General features: G+C 60.8%; 14 protein-coding genes. 4 read left to right on the top strand and 10 right to left on the bottom strand.

All coding sequences use genetic code 11. From position 1 onward, the window contains the following. The first annotated feature begins 50 nt into the window (after window positions 1-50). Entirely contained in the window at window positions 51-242 is a 192-nt protein-coding gene (gene gstI, locus AC13QO_RS02230) for a glutamine synthetase translation inhibitor GstI (RefSeq protein WP_097597128.1), read from the top strand. A gap of 83 nt (window positions 243-325) precedes the next feature. Here gstI and AC13QO_RS02225 read toward each other — a convergent pair whose 3' ends face one another. The 7 genes from AC13QO_RS02225 to AC13QO_RS02195 form a co-directional block, all read right to left on the bottom strand. After that, window positions 326-1,249, bottom strand: a complete 924-nt coding sequence (locus tag AC13QO_RS02225) for a sugar kinase (RefSeq protein WP_285191387.1) — start codon at window positions 1,247-1,249, stop codon at window positions 326-328. Between the two features lie 184 nt (window positions 1,250-1,433). Next, window positions 1,434-1,775 (bottom strand): hypothetical protein, encoded by a 342-nt coding sequence (locus tag AC13QO_RS02220; protein WP_011426337.1) that lies wholly within the window; start codon window positions 1,773-1,775, stop codon window positions 1,434-1,436. Between the two features lie 167 nt (window positions 1,776-1,942). Beyond that, complete coding sequence (locus AC13QO_RS02215; RefSeq protein WP_183704657.1) at window positions 1,943-2,929, bottom strand: ABC transporter ATP-binding protein; 987 nt, start codon at window positions 2,927-2,929, stop codon at window positions 1,943-1,945. Then, window positions 2,922-3,923: an ABC transporter ATP-binding protein gene (locus AC13QO_RS02210; RefSeq protein ID WP_221112111.1), complete on the bottom strand. Its 1,002-nt coding sequence runs from the start codon at window positions 3,921-3,923 to the stop codon at window positions 2,922-2,924. Before AC13QO_RS02210 ends, AC13QO_RS02215 begins: the two co-directional genes overlap by 8 nt. 1 nt (window position 3,924) lies before the next feature. Beyond that, the gene (locus AC13QO_RS02205) at window positions 3,925-4,842 is read right to left on the bottom strand and encodes an ABC transporter permease (protein ID WP_085778968.1); all 918 of its coding nucleotides are present in this window, start codon (window positions 4,840-4,842) and stop codon (window positions 3,925-3,927) included. Further along, window positions 4,839-5,762 carry an ABC transporter permease subunit gene (locus tag AC13QO_RS02200; RefSeq protein WP_183704661.1) on the bottom strand — a complete coding sequence of 308 codons (924 nt, stop codon included), beginning with the start codon at window positions 5,760-5,762 and terminating at the stop codon, window positions 4,839-4,841. Before AC13QO_RS02200 ends, AC13QO_RS02205 begins: the two co-directional genes overlap by 4 nt. A gap of 48 nt (window positions 5,763-5,810) precedes the next feature. Then, window positions 5,811-7,391, bottom strand: coding sequence for a peptide ABC transporter substrate-binding protein (locus AC13QO_RS02195; RefSeq protein WP_285191697.1), 1,581 nt, complete (start codon window positions 7,389-7,391; stop codon window positions 5,811-5,813). A 286-nt stretch (window positions 7,392-7,677) separates the two neighbouring features. Here AC13QO_RS02195 and bglA point away from each other — a divergent pair, with 286 nt between their 5' ends. Then, a complete protein-coding gene (gene bglA / locus AC13QO_RS02190) occupies window positions 7,678-9,399 on the top strand; it encodes a beta-galactosidase BglA (protein ID WP_488539797.1) in 1,722 nt (573 codons plus the stop codon). Between the two features lie 21 nt (window positions 9,400-9,420). On the opposite strand, the gene ade is transcribed toward bglA, so the two are convergent. Both ade and AC13QO_RS02180 read right to left on the bottom strand, forming a co-directional pair. Next, window positions 9,421-11,118: an adenine deaminase gene (gene ade / locus AC13QO_RS02185; RefSeq protein ID WP_488539796.1), complete on the bottom strand. Its 1,698-nt coding sequence runs from the start codon at window positions 11,116-11,118 to the stop codon at window positions 9,421-9,423. A 116-nt stretch (window positions 11,119-11,234) separates the two neighbouring features. Beyond that, window positions 11,235-12,338, bottom strand: coding sequence for a branched-chain amino acid ABC transporter substrate-binding protein (locus tag AC13QO_RS02180; RefSeq protein ID WP_488539795.1), 1,104 nt, complete (start codon window positions 12,336-12,338; stop codon window positions 11,235-11,237). Window positions 12,339-12,513: 175 nt separating this feature from the next. Between AC13QO_RS02180 and AC13QO_RS02175 the strand changes: the two genes are divergently transcribed. Together AC13QO_RS02175 and AC13QO_RS02170 are read left to right on the top strand one after the other, a co-directional pair. Beyond that, a complete protein-coding gene (locus AC13QO_RS02175; RefSeq protein WP_488539794.1) occupies window positions 12,514-12,798 on the top strand; it encodes a hypothetical protein in 285 nt (94 codons plus the stop codon). Further along, window positions 12,798-13,712 carry an HD-GYP domain-containing protein gene (locus tag AC13QO_RS02170; protein ID WP_488539793.1) on the top strand — a complete coding sequence of 305 codons (915 nt, stop codon included), beginning with the start codon at window positions 12,798-12,800 and terminating at the stop codon, window positions 13,710-13,712. Before AC13QO_RS02175 ends, AC13QO_RS02170 begins: the two co-directional genes overlap by 1 nt. A gap of 78 nt (window positions 13,713-13,790) precedes the next feature. On the opposite strand, the gene aptA is transcribed toward AC13QO_RS02170, so the two are convergent. Next, complete coding sequence (aptA, locus tag AC13QO_RS02165) at window positions 13,791-15,116, bottom strand: omega-aminotransferase AptA (RefSeq protein ID WP_488539792.1); 1,326 nt, start codon at window positions 15,114-15,116, stop codon at window positions 13,791-13,793. Between the last annotated feature and the right edge of the window lie 254 nt (window positions 15,117-15,370).

Raw genomic sequence — 15,370 nt, 5'->3', positions numbered from 1 at the left:
ATGGTCGCGGTCCTGATGCCGATGCGCCGAACGGAATGGAGGCGAGTCTCATGCCCACCGGTTTCCATCGTGAATCCGCGACGATCTACCAGTTTCCCGTCAAGCCGACGCGGGCCGCAAGCCGGTTCGAACGCGCCAGGCTGATGGAGCGCGAGGCGGCTGATGTCTGCGACGCCGCGCTCGATAGCTGCTGGTATCATGACGAGGCCGTTCGCGAGACAGATCGGCCGACGAAGTCCTGATTTTATGCCCTTAACCGGGGAGGCATGCCGACAAGGCGGGGAGCGCCCGCCCATGGCATATGTACGGTCGTCATGCGCGGGCTTCAGGCGCCGCTCAACCCGAGCTTCTCTCTTGCAATCAACGCCCCATGCTCACTGACGACGCGAGCCGCAACGCCTGCGGCGAAGCGCGCAGCGGCCGGCGCGTCTTGACTCTCGAGATATCGTGCGAGAAAGGCACCATTGAAACTGTCGCCGGCGCTGGTGGTGTCGACGACGTTCTCGACCTTTTCGGCCGGCACGAAGGTCTCCTCGCCGCCGAAATTCAAGGTAACGCCGTCTGCGCCATTTTTGACCACGACATCGAGAGCGCCCAGCGCGCGGTAGCGATGGATGGTCGCCTCGATGGAATCGTCGCCGAAATGGGCGGCCTCGTCGTCAAAGCTCGGCATGACGAACACGGAGGAGCGGGCGCCTTCGCTAATCGTCGCATGCATCACGTCGTAGCTCGACCAGAGGCGTGGACGGATGTTGGGGTCGAAAACCACGAGCTTGCCGGCTGCCTTGGCGCGACGGATTTCGGCGAGCAGCGTTGCGGCATCCTCCTGCGGCAGGATGGCAAGGGTGATGCCGGAGAAATAAACGACGTCAGCGCTTTCCACCGCCTCGCGTAGATGATCCGGATCGGCAGCCAGGCTGCGGGCGGCCGAACTGTCGCGCCAATAGCTGAAGGAGCGTTCGCCGTTCTTCAGATTGATCATGTAGAGGCCCGGCGTCTTGCCCTTGACGCGGCGGATGAGGTTCGTGCCGATACCCGCTCCGGCGATAAAAGCAGCCATCTCGTCCGACATGGCGTCGTCTCCGAGCGCGGTGAAATAATCGACCGACCAATCGGGGCCGAGGCAAGCGCGGGCATACCATGCGGTATTGAAGGTATCGCCGGCAAAACCCTTGCGCAGCAGGCCGTCGCCGGCCTGCGAGAGCTCCACCATGCATTCACCGATCGACAGAAACCGTCTTCCGTTCACCTTGTCCTCCCGGCATCGGAGCGCCGTTGATGCAACAGGCCGCTCTATCACTTCGAATTAACGCTTCATCCGCTGATACGCGGAGCCGGGCGGAGTGACAAGCGTCGATATTGCAAGCGCCATTGCGACAAGGAACCGAAAGCCGCCTTCGCGGGCAAGCGAAGGCGGCAAGCGCGAAAGGTGTTTATTCGTGGATGGTGTAGCTGCCGAGCGCGCAAAGATCCTGCGTGTCTTCGGTGGTGTCGAGGTCCGAGTCTTCGTCGAATTCGAAGCGCATGTCGTATTTGCAGACGGTACGGCCGTCGGCGATGGTGATGTTCACGGTCTCGCCTGGATTGAGGACATCCTCGCCGAACACGTCTTCTTCCCAGCTGTTGACGCCTGTCGGCGAACTGTAGAAGCGTGTCAGGACGGACTTGGTCCCGTTGGTGAGCTGGAATTTCAGATCTTCGGCATGTGACGATACGGCGGAGGTGGCGATGATCGCAGCGGCAAGCGCGATCAATCCTGATAGTTTCGATTTCATATTGCGTTCCCCAAGCCCATGATTGGGCGGAGGCAGGGATAACATGCGCGCATCTAAATCTTTGTTATCGGAGATTATAGATTCCGACGCATGTGTGTTTTGGCCGATTCACCGCGAAGGGGACGTGACAAGTGTTACGAGCGAAGGCCGCTTCATGCGGCCTCCACTCACGGCCGGTCCATATGATAGCAGGCCGCCTTCTGACCGGGACGAACCTCTTCGGTCGGCGGCATTTCCGTGCGGCAGATGTCGGTCGCCTTCCAGCAGCGGGGAGAGAAGACGCAGCCTTTCGGCGGGTTGAGCGGCGAGGGCGGATCGCCCTGCAGGCGGATGCGGGTGCGCAGGCGCGCAAGCTTCGGATCCGGGATCGGTGCGGCGGAAAACAGCGCCTGTGTATAGGGGTGAGCGGGATGATCGAAGACAGTGGCGCAGTCGCCTGATTCCACCACGCGGCCGAGATAGAGTACCAGCACATCATCGGAGATCAGGCGCACGACCGAGAGGTCGTGGCTGATGAAGATCAGCGTCAGGCCGAACTCCCTACGCAGCCTGCGCAGAAGCGTGATGACCTGGCCCTGGATTGAAACGTCGAGGGCCGAAACGGGCTCGTCACAGACAATGAGCTTCGGTTTGGTGATGATCGCACGCGCAATGCCGATGCGTTGCGCCTGGCCGCCGGAGAATTCGTGCGGATAGCGGTTGATCATCTCCGGCACCAGGCCGACGGCGCCCATGATTTCGCGCACGCGCTGGGTACGCTCGGCCTTCGAAAGCTTCGGTTCGAAGACAGTGAGCGGTTCGGCGATGATGTCTCCAACCGTCATGCGCGGGTCGAGCGAGGCGATCGGATCCTGGAAGATGATCTGCATGTCGCGGCGAGCGGCACGCATTTCCTCCTCCGTGAGGTCGAGAAGATTGCGGCCCTGCCAGAGGATGCGGCCCTTCTGCGATTTCAAGAGCCGCAGAATGGACCGGCCGAGTGTGGATTTGCCGCAGCCGGATTCGCCGACAACACCGAGCGTGCGGCCTTCGGCGAGATCGAAGCTGACATTGTTGACGGCGGTGAGGAAGACCGGCGGTTTGAAGAGGCCTTTCGCCGGCAGTTCGAACTGGGTGGTGAGGTTCTCGACCCTGAGCAGCGAGCGATCAGCCATGGTTCAGCAACTCCTCACGGCGCGGAAACGGATGGTAACAGGCCGCACAGTGGCGCGGCGCCAACGGTTCGAGGGAAGGCGGACGGTCGATGCAATCATCCTGGACCTGCGAACAGCGCGGCGAAAAATTGCAGCCCTTCGGCAGGTGCTGCAGGTTCGGTGGGCGGCCGGGGATGACGACGAGATCATCGACATCCTGGTCCGGGCGCGGGATCGAGGCATGCAGCGCGGCCGTATAAGGATGGGCGGGACTATCGAAGAGTTCGTCGACCGGCGCCTCCTCGACGATGCGGCCGGCATACATGACGGCGACGCGGTCGGCGAGACCGGCAACGACGCCAAGATCGTGGGTGATCATGACAAGCGCCGTGTTCATCTCCGCCGTCAGATCGTTGAAAAGGTCGAGGATCTGCGCCTGGATGGTCACGTCGAGCGCCGTCGTCGGCTCGTCGGCGATCAGGAGCTTCGGCTTGGTGAGCAGCGCCATGGCGATGACGATGCGCTGACGCATGCCGCCTGACAGTTCGTGCGGATAGAGGTGGAAGCGCCGCGTCGGGTCGGGGATGCCGACGCGTTTCAGCATGTCGAGGGCAGCGTCCGAAGCGGCGCGCGACGTCAGGCCGCGGTGAACCTCCAACTGTTCCGTCAGCTGCCGCGAAATCTTCAGCGACGGGTTCAGCGCTGTCATCGGGTCCTGAAAGACCATGGCCATGTCCTTGCCGCGGATCTGGTCGAGCTCGCGCGGTTTCAGCGACAGCACGTCCTTGCCTTCGAGCAGCGCCTGTCCCGCCGTCTTGCCGTTCTTGGCAAGCAGGCCCATGATGCCGAGGAAGGTCTGGCTCTTGCCGGAGCCGGACTCGCCGACGATGGCGATGCGCTCGCCGCGCCGCACCGTGAGGTTCATGTTGGAGACCGCCTTCACCTCGCCGTCGGGCGTTGCGAAGGTGATCGAGTAATCCTTGAGTTCGAGCAGGATGTCTTTTTCTTGGAGCATTCTATCGATCCTTCGGGTCGAACGCGTCGCGCAGGCCGTCTCCGATGAAGAGCAGGCTGAGCAGCAGGGCGACGAGGAAGCTTGCCGGGAAGATCAGCAGCCAGGGCATGCTTTCCATCGCATCGGTCCCTTCCGCGATCAGCGTGCCGAGCGAGGTCAGCGGTTCCTGCACGCCGAAGCCGAGATAGGAAAGGAAGCTTTCCGTGGCGATGATCTCAGGCACTGTCAGAGCCGCAAAAATGACCACCGGCCCGACGAGGTTCGGGATGATGTGCTTGACGATGATCTTGAACGGCCGCTGCCCGGATGCGCGGGCCGCTTCGATGAATTCGCGATGCTTGATCGACAGCGTCTGGCCGCGCACGATGCGGGCCATGGTCAGCCATTCCAGCGCGCCGATCGCGGCAAAGAGCAGGTAGACGTTGCGGCCGAAGATCACCATCAGCAGGATGACGAAGAGGATGTAGGGAAGCGCGTACATAATATCGACGAAGCGCATCATGATTGCATCCAGCCTCCCGCCGATATAGCCCGATATCGCGCCATAGAGTACGCCGATGACGACCGAGACGACAGTCGCCGTCAGCGCCACGGCCAGGGAGACGCGGGTGCCGTAGAGCACGCGGGCGAGAAGGTCGCGGCCGTTCGGGTCGGTGCCGAAATAATGGCCGGTCTCGATCGAGGGCGGGATGCGGAACGCGGCCCAATCCGGGTCCTCGTAGTTGAAGGGAATGAACCAGGGACCGAGGAAGGCGGCGAGGATCAGGAGGCCGAGGACGGCGATCGACAGAACGGCCGCCTTGTTGCGCCCGAGGCGGCGAAGCGCATCCCTGGTGAGCGAACGGCCTTCGGGCGCCAGGCCTTCGGCCTGCAGAAGCTCCTCTGCGAGCAGCTCGCGTTTTGCGGGATTGAGGATCATCGGTTTCTCACTTTCGGATCGAGCCACGCATAGGCGATATCGACGAGAAGGTTCAGGAACACGATCAGCACCATGTAGAAGATGACCGTTCCGAGAACCATGCCGTAGTCGCGGTTCAACGCCGCATTGACGAAGTAGCGGCCGATGCCGGGCAATCCGAAGATGCTCTCGACAACCAGCGAGCCGGTGAGAAGGTAGCTTGCCGCCGGTCCGAGATAGGAGACGACCGGCATCATGGCGGGCTTCAGCGCGTGGCGCATCACCGTCAGCCGCGGGCCGATGCCCTTGGCCTTGGCGGTGCGGATGAAGTTCTGGTTCATCACTTCGATCATCGAGCCGCGGGTTATGCGCGAGATACGCCCGGCATGGGGAAGGGCTAGAACGACGATCGGCAGGACAAGGAATTTGAGCGAGCCGTCACCCCAGCCGCCGACCGGAAACCAGGCAAGATGGATGCCGAAGATCAATTGCAGAATCGGCGCGATCAGGAAGTTCGGCAGCACGACGCCGATCAGGATCAGGCTACCGAGAATGTAGTCCGGCGTCTTGTTCTGATAAAGCGCCCCGAGACAGCCGACGGTCACGCCGACGAGGATGGCGAGCAGGAAAGCAGCCGTGCCGATCGTGAAGGTATAGGGCAGACCGATCATGATCTGCTGAGCGACGCTGAAATCCTCACTGGAGAAGGAGGGGCCGAGATCGCCCTTGAGCAGATCTCCGACGTAGAGCAGGTATTGCTGGATCAGCGGCTTGTCGAGATTGTAGTGGGCCGCAAGATTCTTGAGGATGACCGGCGGCAATGGCCTTTCGCCATCGAAGGGGCCGCCGGGAGCAAGGCGCAGGACGAAAAACGAGGCTGTCACGGCGATCCACATGACGGGGATCGTCGACAGCAGGCGACGGAGAGCGTATTTGATCATGGTCGTGGGCCGGTCCTTCCCGCAGTGTGCGGGAAGGACCGTTTTCCCTTACTCTTTCATCGACAGCCAGCGCGTGCGGTGGATGTCCTGGATGTTGTCGACGAAGCCTTCGATCTTTGGCGAAACGACATTCTTCGAGACGTAATAGTAGATCGGCAGGGCGGCGGATTCATCAAGCGCCAGTTGCTCGGCCTTCTTGAAGATTTCGGCGCGCTTGGTGAGGTCCGTCTGAGCATTGCCGTCCTTGATCAGCTTGTCATATTCAGGATTGGACCAGCGGCCGTAATTCATCTGCACGCCCGTCACCAGGAGGTTCAGGAAATTGTCCGGGTCGTTGTAATCGGCAAGCCAGCCCGCACGGCCGATTTCCACCTGGCCGCGCTGCATCTGGTCGTAATGCACCTTGGTTTCGGCGTTGACGAGCTCGACATCAACGCCCAGCGGCTTCCACATCGAAGCGATCGCGACGGCGATGCGCTTGTGGTTGTCATTGGTATTGTAGCTGAGGACCGCGTGGAGCGGCTTATCTGGGCCGAATCCGGCGTCGGCAAGCAGCTTCTTGGCCTCGGCGACCTTGTCCTTGTAAGGCAGGTCCTTCCAGCTGACATAGGCCGGCTCGCCGTAATTGGCAGTGCCTGGCGGAACCCAGGAATAGGCCGGAAGCTCGCCCGTGCCGAGGATCTGCGGGCCGATCACTTCGCGGTTGATCGCCATGGAGAGAGCCTGGCGGACGCGCTTGTCGCTGAAAGGAGGCTTCTGCGAGTTGACGACGTAATAATAGAGGCCGGAGAAGGGGGCGACATGCGCCTGGCCCGGCAGGTTCTTCTTCATCCATTCGTACTGGTCTGTGGGAAAGTCGGTGAGGATGTCGAATTCGCCGGCGCGGTAGCGTTTCAGCGCCGCTTCCTGGTCTTCGAGCACGAAGAACTTGGCGCCGTCGATCTTCAGGTCTTTGGTGCCATACCACTGGTCGTTCTTGACTGTTGTGACGTGCGAGCCGGGAACCCATTCGACCGGCTTATATGGGCCGTTGGTGACGATGTTGCCGATCTTAACCCAATCCTGGCCCTTCGCCTCGACGACATGCTTCGGCAGCGGATAGGCCGTGTAGTGCATCAGCGCATTGAGGAAATAGGGAGTCGGATTTTCCAGGGTGATTTCGAGTGTCTTGTCGTCGATCGCCTTGACGCCAAGCTGGCTGAGATCGGTGATCTCGCCCTTATTGATCTTTTCGGCGTTCTTGATGGTGAACTGCAAATAGGCGTAGTCGGCGGCGTTCTTCGGATCGACGAGGCGCTGGAAGGCGAAGACGAAGTCTCCTGCCGTTACCGGCTGGCCATCGGACCACTTGATGCCGTCGCGGAGCTTGAAGGTGTAGACCTTGCCGTCAGGCGAAATGGTCCAGCTTTCGGCCTGGCCAGGGACCGGATTGTCCTTGGCGTCTTCGGTGACGAGGCCTTCGAAAATGTCGCCGGCAATACGATTCTCCCAGTCGCCGGAAAGTTTCTGCGGATCGAGCGACTGCGGATCGCCACCATTGTGGATGTTGAGCGTCGCCGCGTGCGCCGAAAACGCCAGCAATGTGCCAAGCATTGCGGAGGCGATAAATTTTTTCGTGAACTTGTTCATCATGGGTCCACCTTTCTAGGCTTTGCGCCTTTATTAGACATCTGTTCCCGGTTTTCGACCTCTTACGTGCAGGTCAGTGCGCACCTTATCGCAAAGGCTTTGCGTTGCAACCCCAAATCCAGAGGCTGGTTTGCGGTTGTGGACAAGCCTATATACGTCTCCCTCTTGCGGGATCGCGACGAAGCGTCGCGGCGGTTTCGGCTCCATTCATAACGGCTTCACATGGTTGTCTTTTGTTTCGTCCGCTTTAGTGTGGCGAGCGCGAACAAGGCAGGAGACGTAGCCGATGGCATTGCAGGCAGGCGGGAATGCGGACTGGTGGCGCGGAGCGGTGATCTATCAGGTCTACCCGCGCTCGTTTCAGGACACCAACAGCGATGGGCTCGGCGATCTCAAGGGGATCACCCGCCGGCTGCCGCATATCGCCAGCCTCGGTGTCGATGCGATCTGGCTTTCGCCCTTCTTCAAGTCGCCGATGGCCGACATGGGTTACGACGTTTCCGATTATTGCGACGTCGACCCGATCTTCGGCACGCTCGCCGATTTCGACGAGATGATGGCCGAGGCGCACAGGCTAGGCATCAAAGTGATCATCGACCAGGTGATCTCGCACACCTCCGACCGACATCCCTGGTTCGTCGAGAGCCGGGCGAGCCGGAGCAATCCGAAGGCGGACTGGTATGTCTGGGCCGATCCGAAGCCCGATGGGACGGCGCCGAACAACTGGCTGTCGATCTTCGGCGGCCCGGGCTGGGAATGGGACGGCGTGCGCCGGCAATATTACCAACACAATTTCCTGACTTCGCAGCCTGACCTCAATTTCCACAGCGAAGAAGTGCAGGAGGCGGTGCTGGAGACGGTGAAGTTCTGGCTCGACCGCGGCCTCGACGGCTTCCGGCTGGACACGGTCAACTATTATTTCTGCGATAAGCAGCTCCGAAGCAATCCGCCGCATGAGCCCGATACCAGTGACGGGGGCCTCGATGCGCCCGACACCAATCCTTACGGCATGCAGAACCACCTCTACGACAAGACGCAGCCGGAAAATATCAGCTTTCTCAAGCGCTTTCGGGCGCTGCTCGACCGCTATGAAGATCGCACGACCGTCGGCGAAGTCGGCGACGGCGCTCGCTCGCTGAAGACGGTGGCCGCCTATACGAGTGGCGACGACAAGCTGCACATGTGCTACACCTTCGATCTGCTGGGGCCTGATTTCACCGCCGCGCATATCCGCGGCTGCGTCGAAGCCTTCCAGAAATCGGTGACCGACGGTTGGGTCTGCTGGGCCTTCTCAAATCATGACGTCATGCGCCATGTCAGCCGGTTCGCGCTGACGGAGGAGGAGCGGCCTGTTATCGCCAAGCTTGCGATCTCTGTACTTGCGGCGCTGCGCGGTTCGATTTGCCTTTATCAAGGCGAGGAGCTCGGATTGCCGGAGGCGGAGCTTGCCTTCGAGGATCTGCGCGATCCCTACGGCATCCGCTTCTGGCCGGCCTTCAAGGGCCGCGATGGATGCCGCACGCCGATGCCCTGGGAAGCCGGAAAGGCGCATGCGGGCTTCACCTCGGCCGAGAAGAGCTGGCTGCCGGTGCCTTACGAGCAGGCGGCGCTTTCCGTGGATACACAGGAGGACAGCGACAACTCGGTGCTGCACCACTACCGCCGGACGCTCGCCTTCCGGAAGAGCCATCCTGCGCTTGTTGACGGCGAGATGACCTTCATCGGCACAAATCAGGACCTGCTCGCCTTCACCCGCGAAAAGGACGGAGAGAAACTGCTGTTCGTTTTCAACCTGACGCGCAAACCGGCGGAATTCCGCCTGCCTGACGGCATGGTATTCGGAGAGCCCTTGGCCATGCCGGGCTACGAGGCTGTGGACGGTGCCGGGACGGTGGCGCTTGCGGCACTGGACGGATTTTGTGCGCGGGTTGGCGGCCTCTCGAAGCTGCTCGGGAAGGTGCCCGTTGCGAAACCTGTCGAGGGTGAATTGCCGGAGGCCTGGCAGTAAGCCCACCCAACCCGGCGCTACTCACCCGATCAGCGCGAACTTGTCCACGTCGACCATGCCACGGTCGGAAATCTTCAGATGCGGGATGACGGGCAGCGGCAGGAAGGCCAGCTGGAGGAAGGGCTCTTCCAGCGTGGCGCCGAGTGCCAAGGCGGCCTGGCGCAGATGGTGCAGCGTGTCGCGCACTGTCTCGTAAGGCTCGATGCTCATCAGGCCGGCGACGGGCAGCGCGATTTCGCCGGTGATCTTGCCATCCTCAACAACGACGAAGCCGCCCTTGATCTCTCCGAGGCGATTTGCGGCGAGCGCCATGTCGTCCTCATCGACCCCGACGACGCAGATATTGTGGCTGTCATGGCCGACAGTGGAGGCGATCGCACCCTTCTTCAGGCCGAAGCCCTGGACGAAGCCATTGGCATGATTTCCGTTCTTGCCGTGGCGCTCGATGACGGCGACCTTGATGATGTCGTTGGTTAGATCGACCGTCGCCTCGTTGCCCTTGGCCGGCAGGCGGTAGCGGCGATGCTCAGTGATGATCTTGCCCGGCATGACGCCGATGACCGATGTTTCGCCCTCGGTGACCGGTACTCCAAAATGGGCGGCATTGACCCGCCGGGCCTTGACGCTGTCGAGGCCGATCGGGGCGACCGGTTTGCGCGTGGCAAAAAGCTCGTCGGTGACGCGGCGACCGGCGGAAAAAACCATCTCTGCACGGCAGCTTTGCAGGCTGTCGAGAACCACGAGATCGGCGCGCCAGCCCGGGGCCACCAGGCCGCGGTCTCTAAGGCCGAAGGCTTGTGCGGCAGAGATCGAGGCGGCGCGATAGATGGCGAGCGGCTCGACGCCACTCGCGATCGCCGTGCGGATCATATGATCGAGATGGCCCTGTTCGGCGATATCGAGCGGATTGCGGTCGTCGGTGCAGAGCGCGAGGTAGGGTGAAAGCCGCTCGGTGATGATGGGGATCAGCGCGGCGAGGTCTTTGGAGACAGAGCCCTCGCGCACCAGGATGTGCATGCCCTTGCGAATCTTTTCCAGCGCCTCGGCGGCGCTCGTGCACTCATGCTCGGTGCGGATGCCGGCCGCGAGATAGCCATTGAGGTCGTTGCCGGAGAGAAGCGGCGCGTGGCCATCGATATGGCCGCCCTGGAAGGCGTCGAGCTTAGACATGCAGACGGGATCCTTGTGGATCACGCCGGGGAAATTCATGAATTCGGCAAGGCCGATGACTTTCGGATGTTCGCGGAATGGCAGCAGGCTTTCGATCGGCAGGTCGGCGCCCGCAGTTTCAAGATGCGTGGCCGGCACGCAGGAGGAGAGCTGGACGCGGATGTCCATGATCGTCTCCAGCGCGGATTTAAGGAAGAATTCGATGCCCTCGGCGCCGAGCACATTAGCGATCTCGTGCGGATCGCAGATAGCGGTCGTGACGCCATAGGGCAGGACGCAGCGGTCGAATTCATGCGGCGTCACCAGCGAGGATTCGATGTGCAGATGCGTGTCGATGAAGCCCGGAACGACTATTCTGCCCGAGATGTCGATCTCGGTCTCGCCCGCATAATCGCCCGCAGTGGCAACAATGCGGTCAGCGCCGATGGCGATGTCCGAGCGGACGATTTCGCCGGTGACGAGATCGAAGAAGCTGCCGCCCTTCAGCACGATGTCGGCGGGGATACGGCCCACACCCTGGTCGATGAGACGTTCGAGTCTGTTGGTCATGGCACCGCTCACATTGCAAACCGATTCCGGAACTTATAACCGATCTGCCGCGACATGCGATGCCACAAACCAAACCGGGCGCTTATAGCGCCCGGTCGCAATCTGCAAATCTGGGATTATTCCGCAGCGACGATCTTCCCGCCTTCCCACTTATAGAGCGAGAAGCTCTGCGAGGTCAGGTCGCCGGTCTCGCCGTAGGTGAGCTTGCCGATGGCGGTCGGAACCTCCATGCCGCCCTTCAGTGCAGCCGCGACGGCTTCCGCATCCTCAGCGCTGCCGGCCTTTTCGATACCGGCTTTCAAGACTTCGACCGCGGCGTAGGCATTGAGCGTAAACGCCTCGGCCGGAATGTTCTTAGCGGTAAGCGCTTCGGCGGCAGCCTTTGAGTCCGGGTTCTTGGTGGCGTCGGAAGCGTTGGTGAACAGCGTGCCTCCCGCCGCATCGGTTCCGATCGCCCAGAATTCCGTATTGGAGAGGCCGTCGCCGCCGATGATCATCGCGTTGGCGGAGAGGTCATGCAGTTGGCGGGCGAGCAGGCCGCCTTCCGGGTGGTAGCCGCCAAAATAGACGATGTCGACCTTTTCGGCCTTGATGCGGGTGGTGAGGGCGCTGAAATCCTTATCGCCTGGTGTGATTGCGTCATTGACGACTTCGGTGACGCCGCCGCCATTCAGCGTCGCCTTGAAGGCGTCGGCAAGACCCTTGCCGTAGGCACCCTTGTCGTTGACGATGGCGATGCGCTTGTCCTTGAAATTCTTCAGCACGTATTTGGCGGCGACTTCGGCCTGCTGATCGTCGCGGCCGCAGGTGCGCAGCACGTTGGTGAGGCCGCGCTTGGTGAGGTCGGGGGCGGTCGCCGTCGGGGTGACCATCAGCACGCCATTTTCAGCCAAAACATCCGACACGGGGATTGCAACGCCCGACGTAACCGGACCGACGACGAATCGGATGCCGTCGCCGACGACCTTGTTGGCCGCGGAAACGCCCTGCTTCGGTTCGCCGGCATCATCGGCCAGCTCCAACACGACTTTCTCACCGAGAATGCCGCCCTTCTTGTTGATTTCATCGACAGCAGTCTGAGCGCCGTTCTTCACCTGATCGCCATAGGCGGCGACAGGACCGGTCAATGGCGCGATCAGACCGATGGTGATATCGGCATGCGCAAGCGGCGCAAAGGCGAGTGACGCGACGAGGGTCGCCGTCAATGTCTTGAGGGTCATTGTCTGTCTCCTTGGATGGGGTCGTCGACCCGCGATGATGTGCCGCGCCGGCTTTCCCGATCATTCAACAGCCTTCAGAGGCTGTGCCAAGGACGACCGGTAACGGTGCGATCAGCGAACCCGCCGGCCATGTTTGACTCGGTGAGGGCTCATGGCGAGATTTCTAGAAATTTTGATGAGATTGCGCAAGTTCATAACAAAATGGAAAGAAAATTCGGCCCATCCGGCCGAGAATTCAGTCGAAACCGATCATTTCCTTCGATTTTCCATGATTTTCAGAGGCGAGGCGGCGAATGGTCACGACCTGCCTCCGGACAAAATCACCTCCATAAGGTTGTCTTTAGCTTTCCTATTAACCGTTAGTTTGGCCAAGGGCAGTAGTATCCAGGAGACCCCGAATACCGCCGCATTGAAAAAGAGTCCTGTACAAAGAATTAGCTATCGGGAAACAGAGATCTGATGCTCAAGCGTATCGACGCCGGTCAGGTGTGTATCGGAATGTTTGTGGAGGTTGTCGAGGGCCTGTGGCAGGATCCTTTTTTGTCCAAGCGCAGATTTTCCCTGCGACGCGAAGTTGATGCTGCAAAAATTCGTCAATGCGGCACTGCCGGCGTCGTCATCAATACCAGCAAGGGGCTCGATACCAACGGCCTGCCGGGCCGTGACGTCGAGATCGACATTCAGGCCGCGCGCGACACCGTCCAGAGATCCATGCCGTTGTTGGAACAGGCTTTCGCAAAGCTGCGGAACGGCGATGGCGTCAGCATAGATCATGTGGCGCCGGTGATCTCGTCCGTCTCCAAGTCGATGGATGAGAACCCTGCGGTGTTCCTGAGCGTCACGCGCCTGAAATCAAAGGACGAGGTAACCTTCCTGCATTCCATTTCGGTGAGCGCGCTGATGATCCTTTTCGGCCGCCATCTCGCACTCGACGAGCATACGATTCGGATGCTCGGCACTGCGGGTTTGCTGCACGATGTCGGTAAGCTTGAAGTTCCAATTGAGGTGCTGAACAAGGCAGGGCCTCTGGAAAAGGATGAGATCGGCTTGCTTCGGGGCCATCCGGAGAAGGGGCACGCGATCCTGTCGCGGCAGGAGGGCATGTCGGACATCGTTCTCGACGTTTGCCTCAATCATCACGAACGCATCGACGGCAAGGGCTATCCGCGCAGCTTGCCCGCCAGCGAGGTGAGCCTCCACGCGCGGATGGCCACGATCTGCGATGTTTATGACGCCATTACCTCTGTGCGGCCATACAAGGCGCCGTGGAGTGCCAGCCAGGCACTGAAATGGATGTTCGGTGCCGAGGGGCATTTCGATCGCCAGCTCCTGAAAAAGTTCGCCCTCTGCCTCTCCGTCGCCTCTGTGAGCTGAGGTCTGCATTTTCAGACGAAAAGACCCGCGAGAACATTGTCCATCGCGGGTCTTTGGCACTGACCTTCGTGAACCTCTTCAGATGTTGTTCTGAAGGATGGTCCTCAGCTTGCCGAAGAGCTCGTCGATATGCTGCTTCTCGATGATCAGCGGTGGTGAGAGCGCGATGATGTCACCGGTGGTGCGGATCAGAAGCCCGCTCTCATAGGCCTTCAGGAAGGCGGTGAAGGCGCGCTTCGTCGGCTCGCCGGCGATCGGGTCAAGTTCGATTGCGCCGATCAGACCGGTGTTCCTGATGTCGATGACGTTGGGGCAGTCCCTGAGCGAATGCAGTGCATCGGCCCAATAATCGGAAAGCTCAGCGGCGCGGGTGAGCAGACCTTCTTCCTTGTAGGTGTCGAGCGTGGCGAGGGCTGCGGCGGAAGCGATCGGGTTCCCGGAATAGGTATAGCCGTGGAAGAACTCAATCATGTGCTCCGGGCCGTTCATGAAGGCGTCATGGATTTCGGAGGTGACGAAGACGGCGCCCATCGGAATGACGCCGTTGGTCAGCCCCTTGGCGGTGGTGATCATGTCGGGCCTGACGTCGTAATATTGCGCGGCGAAGGGGGCGCCGAGACGGCCGAAGCCGGTGATGACTTCGTCGAAGATCAGAAGGATGCCGTGTTTGGTGCAGATTTCGCGCAGCTTCTGCAGGTAGCCCTTCGGCGGAATCAGGACGCCCGTGGAGCCGGCCACCGGCTCGACGATGACGGCCGCGATGGTGGAGGCATCATGCAGCGTAACGATGCGCTCGAGTTCAGTGGCGATGTCGCCGCCATGCTCAGGTTCGCCGCGGGTGAAGTTGTTCTTGCCGGGCTGGTGGGTGTGCGGCATGTGATCGACACCGGTCAGGAGCGTGCCGAACATCTTTCGGTTGGCGACGATGCCGCCGACGGAGATGCCGCCGAAATTGACGCCGTGATAGCCGCGCTCGCGGCCGATCAGGCGGAAACGCGAACCGTTACCCTTCACGCGGTGATAGGCAAGCGCGACTTTGAGGGCAGTCTCGACGGATTCGGAACCGGAATTGGTGTAGAGGACGTGGTTCATGCCTTCCGGAGCGATATCGACCAGGCGGTTCGCCAGTTCGAACGCCTTGGGATGGCCGAGCTGGAAAGCCGGCGCGTAATCGAGTTCGCCCGCCTGCTGGCGGATCGCTTCGGTGATCTTCGGGCGGCAGTGGCCGGCGTTGACGCACCAGAGGCCAGCCGTGCCGTCCAACACCTCACGACCGTCATGGGTGGTATAATACATGTCCTTGGCGCCGACGAATAACCGCGGCTCCTTCTTGAACTGGCGATTGGCCGTAAAGGGCATCCAGAAGGCACGAAGATCATTCGGTGCATTGAGGCGGTTGGACATGCTGTTCTCCTGGCCGTTGGCGGCCCGTTCCCGAGGGGTTTTTCGTCCGAATTTTTACTGCCCGGTCAAATTATCAGCGCTTCCCAACGCGTCAACGAGAAAAGTCCCAACGCTTCCCTTCTGTTCAGCATCCGATGTTGCGTCGCCGGCAAGAAGTCGGCGGTTGGGCTGATGACAGGCATCAGACGAAGGTCACACAGAATCCTGAAAAAAACGACCGGCAAATCGCGTGATTTGCCGGTCGTGTCTTTAAG

This window comes from Rhizobium sp. CNPSo 3670 (assembly GCF_057784555.1).
Note: the sequence above shows the minus strand (reverse complement) of the source record. Positions and strands in the feature narration are given on the sequence as shown.

Coding starts and splice junctions, on each gene's coding strand:
- gstI (WP_097597128.1), top strand. CDS start 51: ATGCCCACCGGTTTCCATCGTGAATCCGCGACGATCTACCAGTTTCCC.
- AC13QO_RS02220 (WP_011426337.1), bottom strand. CDS start 1,775: ATGAAATCGAAACTATCAGGATTGATCGCGCTTGCCGCTGCGATCATC.
- AC13QO_RS02215 (WP_183704657.1), bottom strand. CDS start 2,929: ATGGCTGATCGCTCGCTGCTCAGGGTCGAGAACCTCACCACCCAGTTC.
- AC13QO_RS02210 (WP_221112111.1), bottom strand. CDS start 3,923: ATGCTCCAAGAAAAAGACATCCTGCTCGAACTCAAGGATTACTCGATC.
- AC13QO_RS02205 (WP_085778968.1), bottom strand. CDS start 4,842: ATGATCCTCAATCCCGCAAAACGCGAGCTGCTCGCAGAGGAGCTTCTG.
- AC13QO_RS02200 (WP_183704661.1), bottom strand. CDS start 5,762: ATGATCAAATACGCTCTCCGTCGCCTGCTGTCGACGATCCCCGTCATG.
- AC13QO_RS02195 (WP_285191697.1), bottom strand. CDS start 7,391: ATGAACAAGTTCACGAAAAAATTTATCGCCTCCGCAATGCTTGGCACA.
- bglA (WP_488539797.1), top strand. CDS start 7,678: ATGGCATTGCAGGCAGGCGGGAATGCGGACTGGTGGCGCGGAGCGGTG.
- ade (WP_488539796.1), bottom strand. CDS start 11,118: ATGACCAACAGACTCGAACGTCTCATCGACCAGGGTGTGGGCCGTATC.
- AC13QO_RS02180 (WP_488539795.1), bottom strand. CDS start 12,338: ATGACCCTCAAGACATTGACGGCGACCCTCGTCGCGTCACTCGCCTTT.
- AC13QO_RS02175 (WP_488539794.1), top strand. CDS start 12,514: ATGAGATTGCGCAAGTTCATAACAAAATGGAAAGAAAATTCGGCCCAT.
- AC13QO_RS02170 (WP_488539793.1), top strand. CDS start 12,798: ATGCTCAAGCGTATCGACGCCGGTCAGGTGTGTATCGGAATGTTTGTG.
- aptA (WP_488539792.1), bottom strand. CDS start 15,116: ATGTCCAACCGCCTCAATGCACCGAATGATCTTCGTGCCTTCTGGATG.